A 15,954-nucleotide genomic window follows, 5' to 3' on the forward strand; every position below is an offset into this window, starting at 1 on the left:
TCTGTCAGGCGCCGTGCGCATCGCGCGTCGGCGAGCCACCGCGCAGTCGCAGCGCGGTGAGTACCTGGGCCATGTCTTCCTGGCCGAGCCCGGCCGCCGTCGCGTCGTCCAGGACGGTGTAGGACGCCTCGCATGCCGGCAGGCTCAATTGACGCTTGCGGGCCAGGTCGAGGGCCAGCGCGAGATCTTTGCGGATCAGTGACACCGGGGCGGCGACGCCGGCGGATTCGGGCGTGAGGAACGCCTCTTCCTTGTAACCGACGTACGGTGCGCCGGCCGCGCTGTTGCGCAGCACGTCGTAGAAGGATGTGAGGTCGAGTCCGCCGGCCTCCGCGATGAGCAGTCCTTCAGCGACACCCTGGCTGAGCGCCGCGAGTACGGCGTTGACGGCGAGCTTCGCCGCCGAGCCCGCGCCGACGGGTCCGCAGTAGAACTGCGCCGATGTCATCGCCGCGAGGAGGGGGCGGACCCGCTCGAACTGTTTCAGGCTCCCGCCGACCATCGTGGTCAGCGCCGCATTCTCAGCCATGGACACGCTCCCCGACACCGGGGCGTCGATGATGTCCACCGTCGCGGATTGAGCCAACTCCCTTACCAGTTCGGGTCCGACGGTGCCCATCACCACGTGGAGGTGATCGGGTGTGACGTTCGCCAGACCGTTAACGACGAAGTCCCGGGTCGTCGCTCCGTCCGGCAGCATGCTGATCGTCAACGGGGCGTGGCCGAGCTCGGCCGAGGACTGCACGAGCGCGACGCCTTCCGGCGCCCGGTCAAGCCCCGGGTCGTGACCGAGGACCGTGTGCCCGGCGTGTGCCAGTCGAGTGGCCATCGGGCGGCCCATCCGCCCCAGACCGGCCATTCCGATCAGCATGCGTCTCTCCCGTACGTTGCGGTTCAGAGGGTGTTGCGGCTAGCACCGAACCTCCTGGCCAGTGATGAGGGGGCGGGGTGGTGCAGGCATCCCGCCCACCGAATGTTCATTCTCATTGAACACCCTGACGGGCGTGTGTCAATCTTTAACGCACACTTGCGGGCAGGCGAGGTTCCGGTGCGCTCTCGCTGCGACGGTTGAGGTAGCGCTGCCGCAGGCCGCCGTAGGTGGCGCAGACGAGCAGGAGCAGAGGCATCCAGTTGACCCAGGCGGCGTCGCTCTCGGTCACCTCTGTGTAGTGCGCGACGATCAGGGATCCGGCGGTCAGAAAGCCGAGCGTCGCGAGGACCGGAGCGATCCGTGTCGCGTAGAGCGAGCCGGTGATCTTGCCACGCACGGACGCGGCGACGACGCTGACCGACGAGCTTCCCATCTTGGTGATCATCGACAGCGAGTTGTAGCCCGCGATGGCCGGCAGCAGGCCGACCATGGGGTCCGCACCCGCCACCACGAAGGGGGTCAGGAACACGATGGTGAAAAGGAGTTGGCAGATGACCGCGTTGTGGGGCGTCTGTCGGCGTGCGTTCGTGCGGCCGAGGGCCGACCAGAGCAGGCCGGCCCGGGCGGACGAGAACATGTACCGGGTCGCGAGGTTGTGGAAGGCGATGGCGGCGCCGATGATGCTGACCGCGATCACGAACTTCAGTGGGGTGCTGGTCCAACTGCCCAGGTAGGAGCCGAACAGGGCGGGGATGATCTCGCCCGGGCCGGACTGTGCGACCTCCCGCGGGGCACTGTTCATCGCGGCGACGACTGCCCATGTGCCGACGATGAAGGCACCGGTGAGGAGGGACAGCGCCAGGTACGTGGCCCGGGGGACGGTGCGATGCGGGTCCCGTGTCTCCTCTCCGTAGGCGGCGGTGGTCTCGAAGCTGGCCAGGGACAGCAGGACGAACACGATCGACAGGCCGAACGCACCTCCGGTGAGCCCGGACGGGGCGAACACGTCAAGACGGAAACCCGAGGGACTGCGCACCAGTACGGCGACGATGAAGGCACCCAGCAGGAGAAACTGTGTGCCGCAGATGACGCTGGTGACCTTGCTCGCCACGTCCACGCCTAGGTAGCCGAGGACGCCGGTCAGGGCGACGACGACCAGTGCGTAGAACCACCAGGGCAGGTCCAGGCCGAGGGGTTCGAAGGCACTGTCGAGGAAGTAGCCGGCGACGCCGGAGAAGGCGACGACGGCGAGGTTGTACCCGAAGGTCGCGATGACGGCGATGGCCGATCCCGCCGTACGGCCGAGGCCGTGGGCCACGTAGGCCGAGTAGGCACCGGAGTCGACGACGTACCTGCCGAGCACGACATAACCGGCGGTGAAGAAGAGAAACACCAGCACCGTGAGCACGATGACGAGCACCGTGGCCGGGCCGACGCCCAGCACGAGGCTCATCGAAAGGTTGGACGACATCGTGGTGAGCGGTGATATCGCGGCGATGGCCATCATCGCCGCTCCGAAAGCGCCGATGGCACCCTTCTTGAGTACCCCCGCTCGCGGGGGTCTGACGTCGGGCTCGATCACCGTGCGGGGTGCTTGGCTGCTCGTCATCGCAAACTCCGTCGGTTGCTGGGCAGTTGGGTGGGCGTCGAGCCCCTGAGTGAGGCTGGTGAACCGGCGTCCGGTTCCCCGTCGCGCGGTCGGGAGGATCAGTGCCGCGCTGCGGCCGTGCCGTACACGTCGGCGATCCAGTCCGCGATGTAGCCGGTGGTGGGCGAAATGTTGTCCGCCGCGACGTGCTCGACGCCGCCGTCCTTCTCGGTCATGATCTTCAGCTCCCGCCGCGGGCTGTTGACCGCGGCGTCGTACTGCTTCTGCGCCATGTCGACGGGGATCTGGCGGTCGCCCGCTCCGTGCAGGACGAGGAACGGCACGCGGATGCGGTCGCTGACCTCCACCAGGCTCATGGTGTCGGCGAACTCCAGGAAGTCGTCGGCCGAGTCCTTGCCGAACACCCACAGCAGGTGCTCGACGAAGTGCGGCACCGACATCTCGGCGGCGTGCGAACTGTCCCGCTGCAGGCGCCGGCGCTGCAGTTCCGCCCACTCGTAGATGGCTCCCCAGGCGACGCACAGGCTGAAGCGCGGTTCGAAGGCGGCCGCGCGGGGTGCGTAGTAGCCGCCGAGGGACCAGGCCGCGACACCGATACGCTCCGGGTCACAGTCGGCGCGGGTCTCGAGATAGTCCACGCACGCCGTGCCGTAGCGCTCGCTCTCGGCGAATCCGGTCATGCGGCGCAGACGCAGGGATTCACCGGACCCCGGCTGGTCGATGATGAGGGACGAGACCCCGCGACGGGCGAGCTCCTGGGCGATGCCGGTCCCGTAGACCATCTCCTTGGTCGAGTCGAGCCCGTTGAAGAAGACGACAAAGGGGCTGGCGGAAGGACTTTTGCCTGCCGTCGGCGCCTTGATGAGCAGGCCCGGCAGGGAGCGATCTCCCTGATCGTCCTTGTAGGGCACCTCGACGAACTCGCAGTTCTCCTCGCCCAGGGTGACCGCCTTGCGGAAGCAGTCCAGGCCCGAGCTGTACGCCTGGGCGCGGGGTGCGTAGCCGTGCCTCTGCATGCGCTCGGCGGTCAGGAAGTACACCGCCGCACGTCGGTAGCGGGCAGCCGCCGAATAGCCGTGGCCTGCTGCCGCGTCGGCGTCCGCCAGACCGACCAGGCGCTGGGCCACGCCGCACCACGACGCGAAGAACTGCTCGGTCGACGCCTCGCCGGAGTCGGCCGTCAGCAGAGGCCGACATGCCTCGTCCACCTCGTCGATGACCGCCCCGGTGCTCAGGGCCAGGTTGAGGGACAGGTTCCATACGTAATTTCCGGGAAAGTACTCGAACATCCTGTACAGCCTTTCTGTATGTGGATCTGATGGGCCGATCGCCGGAGGCTACGGCTGGGAGGGGAGCCAACTCCCTTGGGTGATCCGGCGTTTCAGCTGCGCGCTGCCGGATCCACCAGGATCTTTCCGTCGACCGACCCGTTCGCCAGGCGCTCAAGGCCCGACCCCACGAGGTGGTCGAGGGGGATCACGTCGTCCAGGAGCAGTTCCCCCAGCGATCCGGCGGCAAGGATCTCCAGGGCCGGCCGCAGGTCTTCGTCGCAGACGTGAGCGACCGTGGACGTCACCGTGATCTCGCGAAGGGTCAGCGAGAACATGTCCACGCTCGGCTTCTGTTTGGGCAGACCGACAGCAAGGACGCGTCCGCCGGTGGTGACCATGGCGAGTGCGTTCTCGAACTGTCCGGGGGCCCCACTGGCCTCGATGACCACGTCGGCGCCAAGACCGTCCGTCGCCGCCAGGACGGCCGCGACGACATCGTCGCGTGCGGAGAGCGTCTGCGCCGCACCGAGCCCGCGGGCACGCTCCAGTTTCGGACCTGGCAGGTCGATCACCGTCACCTCCGCGGTGTACAGATGCTGCAGGCCCGCCAGGACGAACGTTCCGATCGCGCCCGCGCCGATCACCACGACCCTGTCACCGTCCCGCACCCCGGCCCGTCGGGCCGCGTGCAGCCCGACCGCCAACGGCTGTGCCATGCCGGCATGATCCAGGGGCATCCCCTCGGGGACCGGACGCAACATGCGGGCGGGGGCCGCGACGAACTCGGCGAGACCGCCATGGGCGTTGAGCCCCAGCGTGTAGTAGTGACGGCAGACATTGGTGCGCCCCCGCACGCAGCGGTCACACGTGCCGCACCAGACTCCGGCGCCGGCGGCAACGACCTGCCCTGTACGCAGCCCCAGATCGCCGCGGGCTTCCACAATCTCTCCCACGAACTCGTGGCCGGGGATCATGGGGCCGAGGTGGCCACTGGCACCATGGCGCTCCGCCAGCGGCACCATGACCGGCCCGCCCCGCCACTCCGTGACGTCGGTGCCGCAGAGTCCGTTGCGCCGCACAGCGATCAGGGCCTCACCATCACGCGGCACGGGCACCGGCACGTCCTCGATGCGGATGTCCCGCGCGCCGTGATAGACGGCGGCGCGCATGGTCTCAGTCATGCTGGGCTCCCAATTCCAAGTGCGCCTTGATGATTCGCCGGCTTCGGCTGTCCACGCGAGCAGCGCGATTCAAGGGGCAGTGGCGGCTGGACGAGACCGGCCAGGTATCACTGGCCGTCATTGCACACGGGCGATTTCGTTCGTCCACACTGAACGTGTGCGCCCATCGTGAACGCGCCAGATCCTGGTGTCAACAGGCCGTTTCGGCGAGATTTCGGCTGCTCGTCTTGGCGAAAGCCGCGATATGGTGCGCCGCTGTTCACTCTCACCGAACCGAGGTAGCGTTCAGTGACAGCTAACAACCGGCGGCAAGCCGGACCGGAGGACAGGGGCAGCACATGGAGGACCGCATCGGCCAGGCTCTTCGGGAGGCCAGGGTGGCCCAGGGCATCAGCCTGCGGTCCCTGGCCACGGAAACCGGCATCTCGGCCAGCCTGCTCTCGCAGGTGGAGACCGGGAAGTCCCAGCCTTCCGTGAGCACGCTGTACGCACTGGTCAACCGGCTACAGGTCTCGCTCGACGACCTGCTCGGAATCAAGGTGAACCGACCGTCCCGGCATCAGCCGCAGGACGGTGAGGCCACGCCCTCCGCTCATAGCCGCCCAGGGGTCGTGATCCAGCGAGGAACCGACAACCCGGCACTGGACATGGACAACGGCGTCCGCTGGGAGCGTCTGGCCTCGTCCGACAACGGCCTTGTGGACGCCTTGCTGGTGACCTACCAGGGCGGGGCGAGCAGCTCGGTCGAGGGGACGCTGATGCGCCACAGCGGCTTCGAGTACGCGTACCTGTTTGAGGGGTCACTGACGCTGGTGCTGGAGTTCGATCAGTACGAACTGCGGGCCGGTGACTCCTTCTGCTTCGACTCCACTCGCCCGCACATGTACGTCAACCGCGGCCGCGAGGCGGCTCGCGGCTTGTGGTATGTCGTCGGCCGCAACACCACCGAGCAGACGCGCGAGCGCCTCGCGGATCTGCTGGGCCGAGCAACTGGCGGCGGCAGCGCGGGACCGGCCAATGTCATCGACGTGTTCCGGGCCCTCGATGAGGAACGCGCCGCGTCCGACGGCTGACGTCAGATCCGGGCGGGCAGAAGCGGCAGCTCAAGACGGCCCGCGAGATCACCGACGGTGGGGCCGAAGGTCTCCCGAACCACCACTCCCTGCGGGGTGATGTCGAAGACGGCGAGGTCGGTGTAGACCCGGTCGACACAGCCCGGCCCGGTCAGCGGGTAAGTGCACCGCGATACGAGCTTGGGCGCACCGGTCTTGGTGAACAGCGTCATCATGACGAAGACCCTCTTGGCTCCGATCGCCAGGTCCATGGCTCCGCCGACGGCGGGGATGGCGTCGGGTGCCCCGGTGTGCCAGTTGGCGAGGTCACCGGCCGTGGAGACCTGGAACGCACCCAGGACGCAGATGTCCAGGTGCCCGCCGCGCATCATGGCGAAGGAGTCGGCATGGTGGAAGTACGCCGCTCCGGGCAGCTCGGTCACAGGGATCTTGCCGGCGTTGGTGAGATCGGGGTCGATCGCTTCACCCTGGGCGGCGGGGCCCATGTTGAGCATGCCGTTCTCGGTGTGGAGCACCACGCCGGATTCGGCGGGCAGGTGGTCGGCGACGAGGGTCGGCTGTCCGATGCCGAGATTCACGAAGGCGCCGTGGGGGATGTCCCGGGCGATGCGAGCGGCGATGTCGTGCTTGCCCAAGGGGCGGCGCTCGGCGTCCGCTGAGGAGCGGTCGGGGGTGGTCATGCGCTTGCCTCCTGCACCACGCGGTCTACGTAGATACTCGGCGTCACCACGGATTCCGGGTCGATCACTCCGGCGTCGACGACTTCTCGGACCTGCGCGATCACGGTGGTCGCGGCGGTGGCCATGACGGGTCCGAAGTTGCGGGCGGTCTTGCGGTAGACGAGGTTGCCCATGCGGTCGGCCCGCTGGGCGCCGATCAGCGCGACATCGCCCTTGATCGGGTACTCAAGGACGTAGGTGCGGCCGTCGATGACGCGAGTCTCCTTGCCCTCGGCCAGCAGAGTTCCGGCTCCGGTGGGGCAGAAGAACGCTCCGATCCCGGCTCCGGCCGCCCGCATCCTCTCGGCAAGATTGCCCTGCGGTACGACTTCCAGCTCGATCTCGCCGGACCGGTACAGCTCGTCGAAGACGTAGGAGTCGCTCTGCCGGGGGAAGGAGCAGACCACCTTGCGGACGCGCCCCTTCGCCAGCAGCGCGGCGAGGCCGGTGTCGCCGTTGCCGGCGTTGTTGGACACGACGGTCAGGTCCACGGCGCCCTGACGGATGAGCGCGTCGATCAGGTCGACGGGCATGCCGGCCATGCCGAAACCGCCGACGAGCACGGTGGAGCCGTCCTCGATGCCGGAGACGGCCTCGTCGGCGTGGGCACAGAGTTGGACGGTCATCGGCTCGTCTCCGTCACGTTCTCCAGGACCACGGCGAGCGCCTGGCCGACGCCGATGCAGATCGCGGCGACGCCCCACCGTTCACCGGACTCCTTCAGCCGGTGAACCAGGGTGCCGAGGAGCCGGCCGCCGGAGGCGCCCAGGGGATGGCCCAGCGCGATCGCGCCGCCCTTGGTGTTGACGATCGACGGATCGATCTTCCACGCGTCCACACAAACCAACGACTGCACGGCGAACGCCTCGTTGAGTTCGACCGCGGACACATCGGACCAGGTGATGCCCGCACTCTTCAGCGCCCGGTTCGCCGCCTCCACCGGGGCGAAACCGAACATCTGCGGATCCAGCGCGTACACCCCGCGCCCTGCGACACGGGCCAGCGGATCCGCCCCGATACGGGCCGCGGCGGCCTGCGACCCCAGGAGCACGGCCGAGGCGCCGTCGCTCAGCGGTGAGGCGTTGCCCGCCGTGACCGTACCGTCGGGGCGGAACGACGGCTTGAGCTCGGCGAGCTTGTCGACCGTGGAGCCCGGCCTGATGCCCTCGTCCCGGGCCAGCGTGTTCCCCTTGCCGTCCACCGCGACCGGCACCACCAACTGGTCGTAGAAGCCGGCCGTCCAGGCCGCGTCGGCCAGTTGGTGGGAGCGGACGGCGAACTCGTCCTGCCGCTCCCGCGGGACGGAGAACCGGTCGGCCAACTGCTCGTTGGCCTCTCCCAGGGAGACGGTCCACTCCTTCGGCATCCGCTCGTTGACGAGCCGCCATCCCAGCGTGGTGGAGACAGCGGTCACGTTCTTGGCGGGATAGGCCCGATCCGGCTTCGGCAACACCCACGGGGCCCGGCTCATCGACTCCACACCGCCGGTCAGCACGATGTCCGCATCACCGGTCTCGATGGCACGGGAGGCGATGATCGCCGCGTCGAGTGAGGACCCGCACAACCGGTTCACGGTCGTGGCGGGAACCGAGGTGGGCAGTCCGGCCAAGAGAACGGCCATCCGGCCGACGTTGCGGTTGTCCTCGCCTGCACCGTTGGCGTTCCCCCAGACGACATCCTCGATGTCGCCCGCATAGAGCGTGGGCACTTTGGCCAGCACTCCGCGCACGGCGAGCGCCGCGAGGTCGTCCGCCCGTATCCCGGCGAGGGAACCGGAGAACCGCCCGAAGGGTGTCCTTGCTGCTGCATACAAGTAACTGTCGGTCACGGCTTCACCGTACGAGCGAGGGCTTCATCACGTCCAAGACTCAGTTCTTCTGCATTGATAAGCCTGTTTTATAGAATGGGCGGCATGGAGCTCCGCCAGGTCCGCTACTTCCTCGCCCTCGCCGAGGAATGCCACTTCGGGCGCGCGGCAGCCCGCCTGCACATCGCGCAGCCCGCTCTCTCGCAGCAGATCAAGCAGCTGGAGCGCGAGCTGGGCACACCCCTTTTCCACCGGTCCACCCGGCACGTCGAACTCACCGAGGCAGGAAGGCATCTGACCGGTTACGCACGCACGCTGCTCACCGAGGCCGAACGCGCGCGGGTTCACATGACTGAGCTCGCCACCGGCCACGCGGGCCGCGTTTCCGTGGGCTTCATCGGCACCGCCACCTACGACGTGCTGCCGCGCGTCGCCCGCACCGTGCGGTCGCGACTGCCCCACATCACTCTGGACCTGCACGGCGAACTGCTCACTCCACAGCTCGCGGACGGCCTGCTCGACGGCACCTACGACCTCGCGGTCTTCCGTTCCAGAACCGCCACCCAAGATCTCGACATCACGCCGCTGCGCACCGAGCCCCTGGTGGCCGTGCTGCCGTCCCACCATCCACTGGCCGACAGCCGGCAGATCTCCCTGGATTCCCTGGCAGGCGAACCCTTCGTCATCCATCCCGCACAGGCGCGGTCCGCCATGTACGACCGCGTCCTTTCGGCCTGCCACCGGGCGGGCTTCCAGCCCTCGCCCCTGGTCGAGGTCGGTGAGACCGCCACCCTCGTCGTGCTCGTGGCCGCCGGCCACGGGGTGGCGCTCGTGCCGGAGTCGGTGCAGAGCCTTCGACTCGACGGCGTCACGTACGTGCCGCTCGCCGATACGGAAACCATCGACCTCGTTCTGGGCCGCCGGGCCCACCGCAACTCACCCTCGGCGCAGCAGGTGGCATCGATCATCGAGGAGTGCACGCACGCTTGAAGGGATGGGCCGAGCCGCCTGGCACAGCGGCGCCTACGGCGTGGCCGGAGTCCCGCTCGTCCACGCGGCGCGCAGCGCCTTCTTGTCCACCTTGCCGACCTTGGTCGTCGGCAGCCGGTCGAGGAGCACCGTCTTGCGGGGCGTGTAAAGCTCTCCCAACTCGGCCGTCACCGCCGCGCCGACCGCGTCCAGGTCCACGTCAGTGCCCTCGGCCGTGGCCAGGAAGATCTGTACGGCCTCCCCGAACTCCTCGTCCGGCACGCCGAGGGCCGCCGCGTTGCGCACTCCGGGCAGCGTGAGCAGGAAGTCCTCCAGGACCCTGGAGTAGACGTTGTCGCTGGTGCTGCCGGTGACGATGATGTCCTTGGCCCTGTCGACGAGATAGAGGTACCCCTCGGCGTCGAGGTAGCCCATGTCCCCGGTGCGCAACCAGCCGTCTTGCAGCGCCTGCGCCGTGCGCTCCGGGTCCTCGTAGTAGCCGAGCATCACCGTCTCGCCCCTGACACACACCTCACCGACCTGCCTGGCGGGAAGCGGCATCGTGCCGTCCTCACCTTGCTCGGCTTGCTCACCTTGCTCGCCTTGCTCACCACGGATCTCGATCCGAGTGTCGGAAATCGCGCGACCGCAGCTGCGCCAGAGCTCGGGCCGCCGGGCCCCCTTGGAGGCCAGTTCCTCCGCACCGAACACGGCGATACCGAGCGCCTCCGACTGCCCGTAGCCCTGACTGAGCACAGGACCGAAGACCTCGACCGCCTGCTGAAGCCGACTCGGCGACGAGGCCGCGCCGCCGACGGCGATCCGCCGCAGCGCGGGGAGAGCGCCCGACACGCACTCCGGGTGGTCGAGAAGCGCGTACAGCATCGGCGGCACGAACATGGTGGCCGTGATCCGCTCCTCGCGCAGCACCGTCAGCGCCGCACTCGCCTCGAACTCGGGCAGTACGACGAGAACGGATCCTGTCACCAGCGCCTGCACCGAGGTGAGGTGGCCGCTGCCGTGCGTGAGCAGCGTGGAGGCGAGCACCCTGTCCGTGCCGGGGTTCACGGTCGGGAAGACCGTGGCGCGGGAGTCCTGCGGGTCGTCCTTCACCAAGTCCATCAGCGCGTCGTAGAGCCGGTGGCTGTGTGCGGCGAGCTTGGGGCGGCCCAGGGTGCCGCCGGTGTAGAGAACGGTGACGGCCTCGTCCGCTCCCGGGGCGGGCACGCCCTCGGGGCGCGCCGCCGGGCATTCGGCCGCCAGGGCCAGCAGGTCCGTGCACGGCTGCTCACAGGGCCCGAGGCTGAGCAGCACGGGCGCGTGGACGCTGCGGCCGGCCGCGTCGGCGGCCCGCTCGGCGAAGAGCGGGTCGGTGACCACGGCGCGCGCCCGGGACTGCTCGACCAGCGCGGCGAGTTCGCCGGGTCCCGGCTCGGGCGGCAGGAACACGACGCGGCAGCCTATGAGATGGACCGCGAGCTGCACGAGGACGGAGTCCACACGGTTGGCCAGGAACAGCCCCACTCCGTCGCCGGGTTCGAGCCCCTGGCCGCGCAGCGCGTGCCCCAACCGGAAGAGCCGCTGCCGCGCCTCCCCCCGGGTCAGCCTCTGCGCACCCTGGACGAGCGCCTCGACGTCCTCGTCCTTGTGCCAGTGCTCCAGGATGCGGTCCACGTACGTCTGCGGCTCGGAGTGCGTACGCGGCTCGGAGTGCGTCTGCGGCTCGGATGCTTGCTGCGCATTTGTTTGCTGCGCGTTAATGATCATGGACACATGCAAACATGTCGCTCAGGAGCAGGAGCCTCACAGGGGGCAACTTCGGCCATCGGCTGCCGGAGTACTATGCCCCGCTTCGGGACGGGCGGTCGGCTCTCGTGACCCGCCCTACCGCCGGACCACGGAGCGGATCCAGGCGAGTTGCTGGGAGATCTCCCCGGCCCCGGCGGTCTTCTCCCGGTCGGAGGCGTCGAAGACGCCGAGGAGGGTCTCCTTCCCGCGTGGGGCGATGCTCATCACCGGGCCTCCGGAGTCGCCGCCCGCGGGGATCCCGGACACCTTCTTCATGCAGAAGTCCGAGCCGCCCGGTGCCGTGTAACCCTCGCATCGGGGGGCGTCGGGCCGTACGACCCGAAGGTGCGACTGCTTGAGCACCGGGGACTGACAGCTGTTCTCGTCGCCGGTGCAGGTGGCGCCCCACCCGTACTGCCGCACGTCCTGGCCCGGGTGGACAGGAGCCGTGGACAGGCGTGCCGGGCGGATCTTCATCTTCGGAACCTTGATGAGCAGCATGTCGGCCTTCGCGCTCCCCGCGCGCTTACCGGGCAACGGGTGGACCGTGGTGCCCTTGCGCATGTCGAGGTTGCCGACGCGGAACGAGATCCGCTTGGCGGCGACCGGCTGTCCTTGCTCGAAGAAACAGTGCGACGCGCTGAGGATCCACCGGCGGGTGACCGCCGTCCCGGTGCACGCCGGTTTGCCGTCGACGAGCATGCGCACCGCCCACGGGGCGTACGTGGCCTTCGCCCCGCCGATGACGGCGGAGGCGGGCGTGGGCGACATCACCACGCCTGTTCCCAGCAGCAGTAGGGCGGTCAGCAGAACTCGGAGTCGACGACGCACCATCCGGAACAGCTCCTCTCTTCGGGACACCTCACCGGGACACCGGCCGTACTGGTGGATAGATACCCGGCAGGACCAAATGGTTCCAAATGGCTGCGAACGACCTCACTGGTTCGGAGGCGTCGCGGGTAGTTCCACAGTGATGCGGAGCCCGCCGGCGGGGCGCGGGGTGAGAGTGAGTGTTCCGCCGTGTGCACGGGTGATGGTGTTGACGATCGCCAGGCCGAGGCCGACGCCCGCGCGGTCGGCGTGTACGCGTTCGGTGCCGCGCTGGAAAGGTTCGGTGAGTGTCGAGACCAGCTGCGGGGTGAGCTTCTCGCCGGTGTTTTCCACAGTGAGCATCACCGTCATGGGGCGGACGTCAGCGCGGACGCCGGTATGGACCCACACGCTGCCCCGTTCAGGCAGGTTGTGGGTGATCGCGTTGTGCACGAGGTTCGTGGTCAGCTGCAGCAGGAGCGCCTGCGATCCGATCGTCGGTGCGATGTCGCCGCTGGTCTCAACGGTGACGCCCTGGGCTTCCGCCAGGGGCAGGAGTGTCTCGGTGGCTTCTTCCGCCATGAGGGACAGGTCGACGTGTGCGCGTGTGAAGGACCGCTGGTCGGCACGGCTGAGCAGGAGCAGTGCCTCGGTGAGGTCGATGGCCCGGGTGTTGACGGCGTGGAGGCGGTCGACGAGTTCGCCGGTGTCGTGGTCCGGGTCGGCGCGGGCGACGTCGATGAGTGCCTTCGAGATCGCCAGCGGGGTACGCAGCTCGTGCGAGGCGTTGGCCGCGAATCTCTGCTGTTCCGCGAGCTGCGCTTCGAGCTGCGCGAGCATCATGTCGAAGGCGTCGGCAAGTTCGCGGAACTCGTCCTTGCGTCCCGGCAGCCGGATCCGGTGGGACAGTGATCCGGCCGTGGCCGCCCGGGTGGCGTATGTGATGCGGTCCATGGGCGCGAGCATGCGGCCGGCGAGGAGCCATCCTCCCAGGAGGCCGAAGACCAGGAGGAACACCATGACCGCGGCTGCCGTCGGCGCGAAACCGCGCACGAACTCGGTGCCCGGACTCTGTTGCCACGCCCCCTCTTCGTTGGTCCGCAACCATCCCTGGCGCAGCAGGAAGAACCCCGCGGCGCCGAGCAGCAGGACCCCCGCGAGCATGAGGAATCCGGCGTAGCTGAGGGTGAGCTTGAGGCGGACGCTCAGGCCGGGCCTCCTATCCACGGTCACCACTCCCGCGCCCGGTGCCGGGCTCCGTGTCGATGCGGTAGCCGACACCCGGCACGGTGGCGATCGTCCAGGGTTCGCCGAGCCGTTTGCGCAGGGCCGAGACGGTGATGCGCACCGCGTTGGTGAACGGGTCGGCGTTCGCGTCCCACGCGCGTTCCAGGAGTTCCTCGGCGCTGACGACACCGCCTTCGGCGGCGATGAGGACTTCGAGTACGGCGAACTGCTTCCTGGTCAGCGCGACATAGCGGCCGTCCCGGTAGACCTCGCGGCGGAACGGGTCGAGTCGCAGCCCCGCGATCTCTCGCACGGGCGGTCTGTGGTGGGCGCGTCTGCGGTCGAGTGCTCTGAGCCTGAGCGCGAGTTCTTGGAGTTCAAAGGGCTTCGTGAGGTAGTCGTCGGCGCCGAGTTCGAACCCGGATGCCTTGTCGTCGATACGGTCGGCCGCCGTGAGCATGAGGATCGGCATGCCGCTGCCGGAGTCGACGATGCGTCGGGCGATCTCGTCACCGGACGGTCCGGGGATGTCGCGGTCGAGGACGGCGATGTCGTAGGCGTTGACACTCAGCAGTTCCCAAGCGGTCTCGCCGTCACCTGCGATGTCGGCCGCGATCGCCTCCAGTCGTAGGCCGTCGCGAATGGCTTCTGCCAGGAAGGGCTCGTCCTCGACGATCAACACACGCATGCTCTCGATGCTACGAGCCACTACATATCGTCGGCGTATCGAAAATCCCATACGAGCCGGCAACACCGCGCTGCCTTGACTGGCTGCATGAATCACACCAACACCTTGTCATCAGCGCGAACAATGACTTCCCGGATTCAACGGCGTCTTGTCGTCGGCCTCATAGCCGCCACAGCAGCAGTCGCCGCGACCCTCGGCTATCAGGCGCAGAATTCCCCGTCCGCCTCGTCTTCCTCGGATTTCCCTGCCGCCTCACCCTCGAAAGGTCCTCCCGGTGAGGACGGTGGTGCGCTGGGCGAGGCCGACGGCGCCGTCCCCGACGGCACGACCGTCTTCGACGACGGTGTTCCGGCCGTGGCCAAGCTCGATCCGGAATTACTGGAGGCCCTCCGCCAGGCCGCAAAGAGTGCCGAGGGCGACGGAGTCTCCTTCTCCGTCAACAGCGGCTGGCGTTCCCCGGAATACCAGGACCATCTCCTGCGCAAGGCGGTCGCCAAGTACGGGTCCGAAGCCGAGGCCGCCCGCTGGGTGGCCACCGCCAAGACGTCTCCTCACGTGTCGGGGGACGCGGTCGACGTCGGACGCTCCAACGCGACGGGGTGGCTGTCGGAACACGGCCCCGAGTACGGGCTCTGCCAGATCTACCGGAACGAACCCTGGCACTACGAGCTGCGCCCCGAAGCGATCGCTGACGGCTGCCCGCAGATGTACGCCGACCCCACCCAGGACCCGAGGATGCAGAAGTGACCGGTACCGGTATTGAACGCAATGAGCGCAATGAGCCAGGCCAGACGATCGTGCAGGTCGACACGGCGAAGGCCGACACGGTGCAGGTCGACACGGTGCAGGTCGACACAGCGGAGGTCGGCACAGCGGACGTCGACACGGTGGAGCAGACCGGCATCCGCCGGGCGATCCGCGCCACCTCCCGGCCTGGCCCCTGGAAGCGGGGCCTGGTGCTCGCGGCGCTGGCGCTGCTGCTCGGCCTGCTCATGCTGCTGCACGCACAGTTCACGGACCGCGGGGGCCTCGGCAGCCTGGTGGAGACCTTCCTGCCGTGGTTCGGCCTGTTCATCCCGGTGCTCCTCGCCGGGGCACTGTGGCGCCGCTCAGCCTCCGCGGTTCTCGCGCTGCTGCTACCGGTCGTTGCGTGGCTGAGCCTCTTCGGCGGGCTGCTCGTCGACAAGTCCCACGCCTCGGGCAGCGATCTCACCGTGGCCGGTCACAACGTCGACGCCGACAACCCCGACCCAGTCGGCACCGCTCGCGAACTGGTCGCGTCCGGCGCGGACTTGCTGGCCCTGGAGGAGGTCACCCCGCAGGCGAAGCCGCTGTACGAGAAGGAACTGGCGAAGGCGTATCCGCACCACACGGTGCAGGGCACGGTCGGGCTGTGGAGCAAGCTGCCGCTGTCGGACACCCGCCCCGTCGACACCGGGCAGGACGTCGGGCCGCTGGGTGACACCAAGCCGACCGAGGCCAAGCTGGCCGCCAACAGAGCGCTGCGCACCACCGTGGCCACGGACCGGGGTCCCCTTGCGGTGTACGTGGCCCACCTGGGGTCCGTGCGAGTGCTTCCCAAGAGCGGCTTCGGGACGGACGACCGGGACCGCGGCGCGCAGGCGCTCACCAAGGCCGTCGCCGCCGAGCGCAACGAGCGGGTGGTACTGCTCGGTGACCTGAACGGCACCATGGGCGACCGCGCGTTCGCCGGCATCACCTCGCACCTGCGCTCGGCCCAGGAGTCGGCCGGGGACGGCTTCGGCTTCAGCTGGCCGGCGAAGTTCCCGGTGGCGCGGATCGACCAGATCCTGGTCCGGGGCGTGGAACCGGAGAGCTCGTGGGTCCTTCCGGCCACCGGCAGCGATCACCTGCCGGTGGCGGCCGGGATCAGCTGGTGAGGGTCGCGCCAAGCCTTCGATGATCCTTGCAGCGGCCCCC

15 protein-coding genes are annotated in these 15,954 nt (G+C 68.6%); 4 read left to right on the forward strand and 11 right to left on the reverse strand.

Annotation, left to right across the window (positions count from 1 at the left end; genetic code table 11):
• Positions 1 to 4: 4 nt before the first annotated feature.
• The 4 genes from ACWFRJ_RS13915 to ACWFRJ_RS13930 all read right to left on the reverse strand — a co-directional run bounded on the left by ACWFRJ_RS13915 (position 5) and on the right by ACWFRJ_RS13930 (position 4,932).
• Positions 5 to 871 (reverse strand): NAD(P)-dependent oxidoreductase, encoded by an 867-nt coding sequence (locus ACWFRJ_RS13915; protein ID WP_453528771.1) that lies wholly within the window; start codon positions 869 to 871, stop codon positions 5 to 7.
• Between the two features lie 145 nt (positions 872 to 1,016).
• Positions 1,017 to 2,480: an APC family permease gene (locus ACWFRJ_RS13920; RefSeq protein WP_453528774.1), complete on the reverse strand. Its 1,464-nt coding sequence runs from the start codon at positions 2,478 to 2,480 to the stop codon at positions 1,017 to 1,019.
• Positions 2,481 to 2,578: 98 nt separating this feature from the next.
• Positions 2,579 to 3,769 carry an alpha/beta hydrolase family protein gene (locus ACWFRJ_RS13925; RefSeq protein ID WP_453528777.1) on the reverse strand — a complete coding sequence of 397 codons (1,191 nt, stop codon included), beginning with the start codon at positions 3,767 to 3,769 and terminating at the stop codon, positions 2,579 to 2,581.
• 92 nt (positions 3,770 to 3,861) lie between these two features.
• Complete coding sequence (locus ACWFRJ_RS13930) at positions 3,862 to 4,932, reverse strand: zinc-dependent alcohol dehydrogenase (protein ID WP_453528780.1); 1,071 nt, start codon at positions 4,930 to 4,932, stop codon at positions 3,862 to 3,864.
• A gap of 338 nt (positions 4,933 to 5,270) precedes the next feature.
• Here ACWFRJ_RS13930 and ACWFRJ_RS13935 point away from each other — a divergent pair, with 338 nt between their 5' ends.
• A complete protein-coding gene (locus ACWFRJ_RS13935) occupies positions 5,271 to 6,005 on the forward strand; it encodes a helix-turn-helix domain-containing protein (RefSeq protein ID WP_453528783.1) in 735 nt (244 codons plus the stop codon).
• A gap of 2 nt (positions 6,006 to 6,007) precedes the next feature.
• Here ACWFRJ_RS13935 and ACWFRJ_RS13940 read toward each other — a convergent pair whose 3' ends face one another.
• From ACWFRJ_RS13940 to ACWFRJ_RS13950, 3 genes are read right to left on the reverse strand one after another with little or no spacing between them, the layout of a single operon-like run.
• Positions 6,008 to 6,685: a 3-oxoacid CoA-transferase subunit B gene (locus ACWFRJ_RS13940; RefSeq protein WP_453528786.1), complete on the reverse strand. Its 678-nt coding sequence runs from the start codon at positions 6,683 to 6,685 to the stop codon at positions 6,008 to 6,010.
• Positions 6,682 to 7,350, reverse strand: coding sequence for a 3-oxoacid CoA-transferase subunit A (locus tag ACWFRJ_RS13945; RefSeq protein WP_453528788.1), 669 nt, complete (start codon positions 7,348 to 7,350; stop codon positions 6,682 to 6,684). The genes ACWFRJ_RS13940 and ACWFRJ_RS13945 overlap by 4 nt, the downstream gene beginning before the upstream one ends.
• Positions 7,347 to 8,552 carry a thiolase family protein gene (locus ACWFRJ_RS13950; protein WP_453528791.1) on the reverse strand — a complete coding sequence of 402 codons (1,206 nt, stop codon included), beginning with the start codon at positions 8,550 to 8,552 and terminating at the stop codon, positions 7,347 to 7,349. Before ACWFRJ_RS13950 ends, ACWFRJ_RS13945 begins: the two co-directional genes overlap by 4 nt.
• Positions 8,553 to 8,636: 84 nt before the next feature.
• On the opposite strand from ACWFRJ_RS13950, the gene ACWFRJ_RS13955 reads away from it, so the two are divergent.
• The gene (locus tag ACWFRJ_RS13955; protein WP_453528794.1) at positions 8,637 to 9,521 is read left to right on the forward strand and encodes a LysR family transcriptional regulator; all 885 of its coding nucleotides are present in this window, start codon (positions 8,637 to 8,639) and stop codon (positions 9,519 to 9,521) included.
• Between the two features lie 33 nt (positions 9,522 to 9,554).
• Here the strand turns inward: ACWFRJ_RS13955 and ACWFRJ_RS13960 are convergent, their stop codons facing one another.
• The 4 genes from ACWFRJ_RS13960 to ACWFRJ_RS13975 all read right to left on the reverse strand — a co-directional run bounded on the left by ACWFRJ_RS13960 (position 9,555) and on the right by ACWFRJ_RS13975 (position 14,013).
• Positions 9,555 to 11,267, reverse strand: coding sequence for a class I adenylate-forming enzyme family protein (locus ACWFRJ_RS13960; RefSeq protein ID WP_453528797.1), 1,713 nt, complete (start codon positions 11,265 to 11,267; stop codon positions 9,555 to 9,557).
• A gap of 117 nt (positions 11,268 to 11,384) precedes the next feature.
• Positions 11,385 to 12,122, reverse strand: coding sequence for a S1 family peptidase (locus tag ACWFRJ_RS13965; RefSeq protein WP_453528800.1), 738 nt, complete (start codon positions 12,120 to 12,122; stop codon positions 11,385 to 11,387).
• Between the two features lie 102 nt (positions 12,123 to 12,224).
• Positions 12,225 to 13,325: a sensor histidine kinase gene (locus tag ACWFRJ_RS13970; protein ID WP_453528803.1), complete on the reverse strand. Its 1,101-nt coding sequence runs from the start codon at positions 13,323 to 13,325 to the stop codon at positions 12,225 to 12,227.
• Complete coding sequence (locus ACWFRJ_RS13975; protein ID WP_453528806.1) at positions 13,318 to 14,013, reverse strand: response regulator transcription factor; 696 nt, start codon at positions 14,011 to 14,013, stop codon at positions 13,318 to 13,320. The genes ACWFRJ_RS13970 and ACWFRJ_RS13975 overlap by 8 nt, the downstream gene beginning before the upstream one ends.
• Positions 14,014 to 14,136: 123 nt before the next feature.
• Between ACWFRJ_RS13975 and ACWFRJ_RS13980 the strand changes: the two genes are divergently transcribed.
• Together ACWFRJ_RS13980 and ACWFRJ_RS13985 are read left to right on the forward strand one after the other, a co-directional pair.
• On the forward strand, positions 14,137 to 14,760 hold the full coding sequence (locus ACWFRJ_RS13980) for a M15 family metallopeptidase (RefSeq protein WP_453528809.1): 624 nt from the start codon (positions 14,137 to 14,139) through the stop codon (positions 14,758 to 14,760).
• Positions 14,761 to 14,927: 167 nt separating this feature from the next.
• A complete protein-coding gene (locus ACWFRJ_RS13985; protein WP_453529656.1) occupies positions 14,928 to 15,914 on the forward strand; it encodes an endonuclease/exonuclease/phosphatase family protein in 987 nt (328 codons plus the stop codon).
• Positions 15,915 to 15,954: the final 40 nt, after the last annotated feature.

Source organism: Streptomyces sp. NPDC055239, assembly GCF_053606205.1.

What these genes read in the sequence shown, in the direction of transcription:
- ACWFRJ_RS13945 (WP_453528788.1), bottom strand. Translation starts at nt 7,350, where the DNA reads ATGACCGTCCAACTCTGTGCCCACGCCGACGAGGCCGTCTCCGGCATC.
- ACWFRJ_RS13930 (WP_453528780.1), bottom strand. Translation starts at nt 4,932, where the DNA reads ATGACTGAGACCATGCGCGCCGCCGTCTATCACGGCGCGCGGGACATC.
- ACWFRJ_RS13975 (WP_453528806.1), bottom strand. Translation starts at nt 14,013, where the DNA reads ATGCGTGTGTTGATCGTCGAGGACGAGCCCTTCCTGGCAGAAGCCATT.
- ACWFRJ_RS13920 (WP_453528774.1), bottom strand. Translation starts at nt 2,480, where the DNA reads ATGACGAGCAGCCAAGCACCCCGCACGGTGATCGAGCCCGACGTCAGA.
- ACWFRJ_RS13955 (WP_453528794.1), top strand. Translation starts at nt 8,637, where the DNA reads ATGGAGCTCCGCCAGGTCCGCTACTTCCTCGCCCTCGCCGAGGAATGC.
- ACWFRJ_RS13925 (WP_453528777.1), bottom strand. Translation starts at nt 3,769, where the DNA reads ATGTTCGAGTACTTTCCCGGAAATTACGTATGGAACCTGTCCCTCAAC.
- ACWFRJ_RS13960 (WP_453528797.1), bottom strand. Translation starts at nt 11,267, where the DNA reads ATGATCATTAACGCGCAGCAAACAAATGCGCAGCAAGCATCCGAGCCG.
- ACWFRJ_RS13980 (WP_453528809.1), top strand. Translation starts at nt 14,137, where the DNA reads ATGACTTCCCGGATTCAACGGCGTCTTGTCGTCGGCCTCATAGCCGCC.
- ACWFRJ_RS13915 (WP_453528771.1), bottom strand. Translation starts at nt 871, where the DNA reads ATGCTGATCGGAATGGCCGGTCTGGGGCGGATGGGCCGCCCGATGGCC.
- ACWFRJ_RS13940 (WP_453528786.1), bottom strand. Translation starts at nt 6,685, where the DNA reads ATGACCACCCCCGACCGCTCCTCAGCGGACGCCGAGCGCCGCCCCTTG.
- ACWFRJ_RS13935 (WP_453528783.1), top strand. Translation starts at nt 5,271, where the DNA reads ATGGAGGACCGCATCGGCCAGGCTCTTCGGGAGGCCAGGGTGGCCCAG.
- ACWFRJ_RS13965 (WP_453528800.1), bottom strand. Translation starts at nt 12,122, where the DNA reads ATGGTGCGTCGTCGACTCCGAGTTCTGCTGACCGCCCTACTGCTGCTG.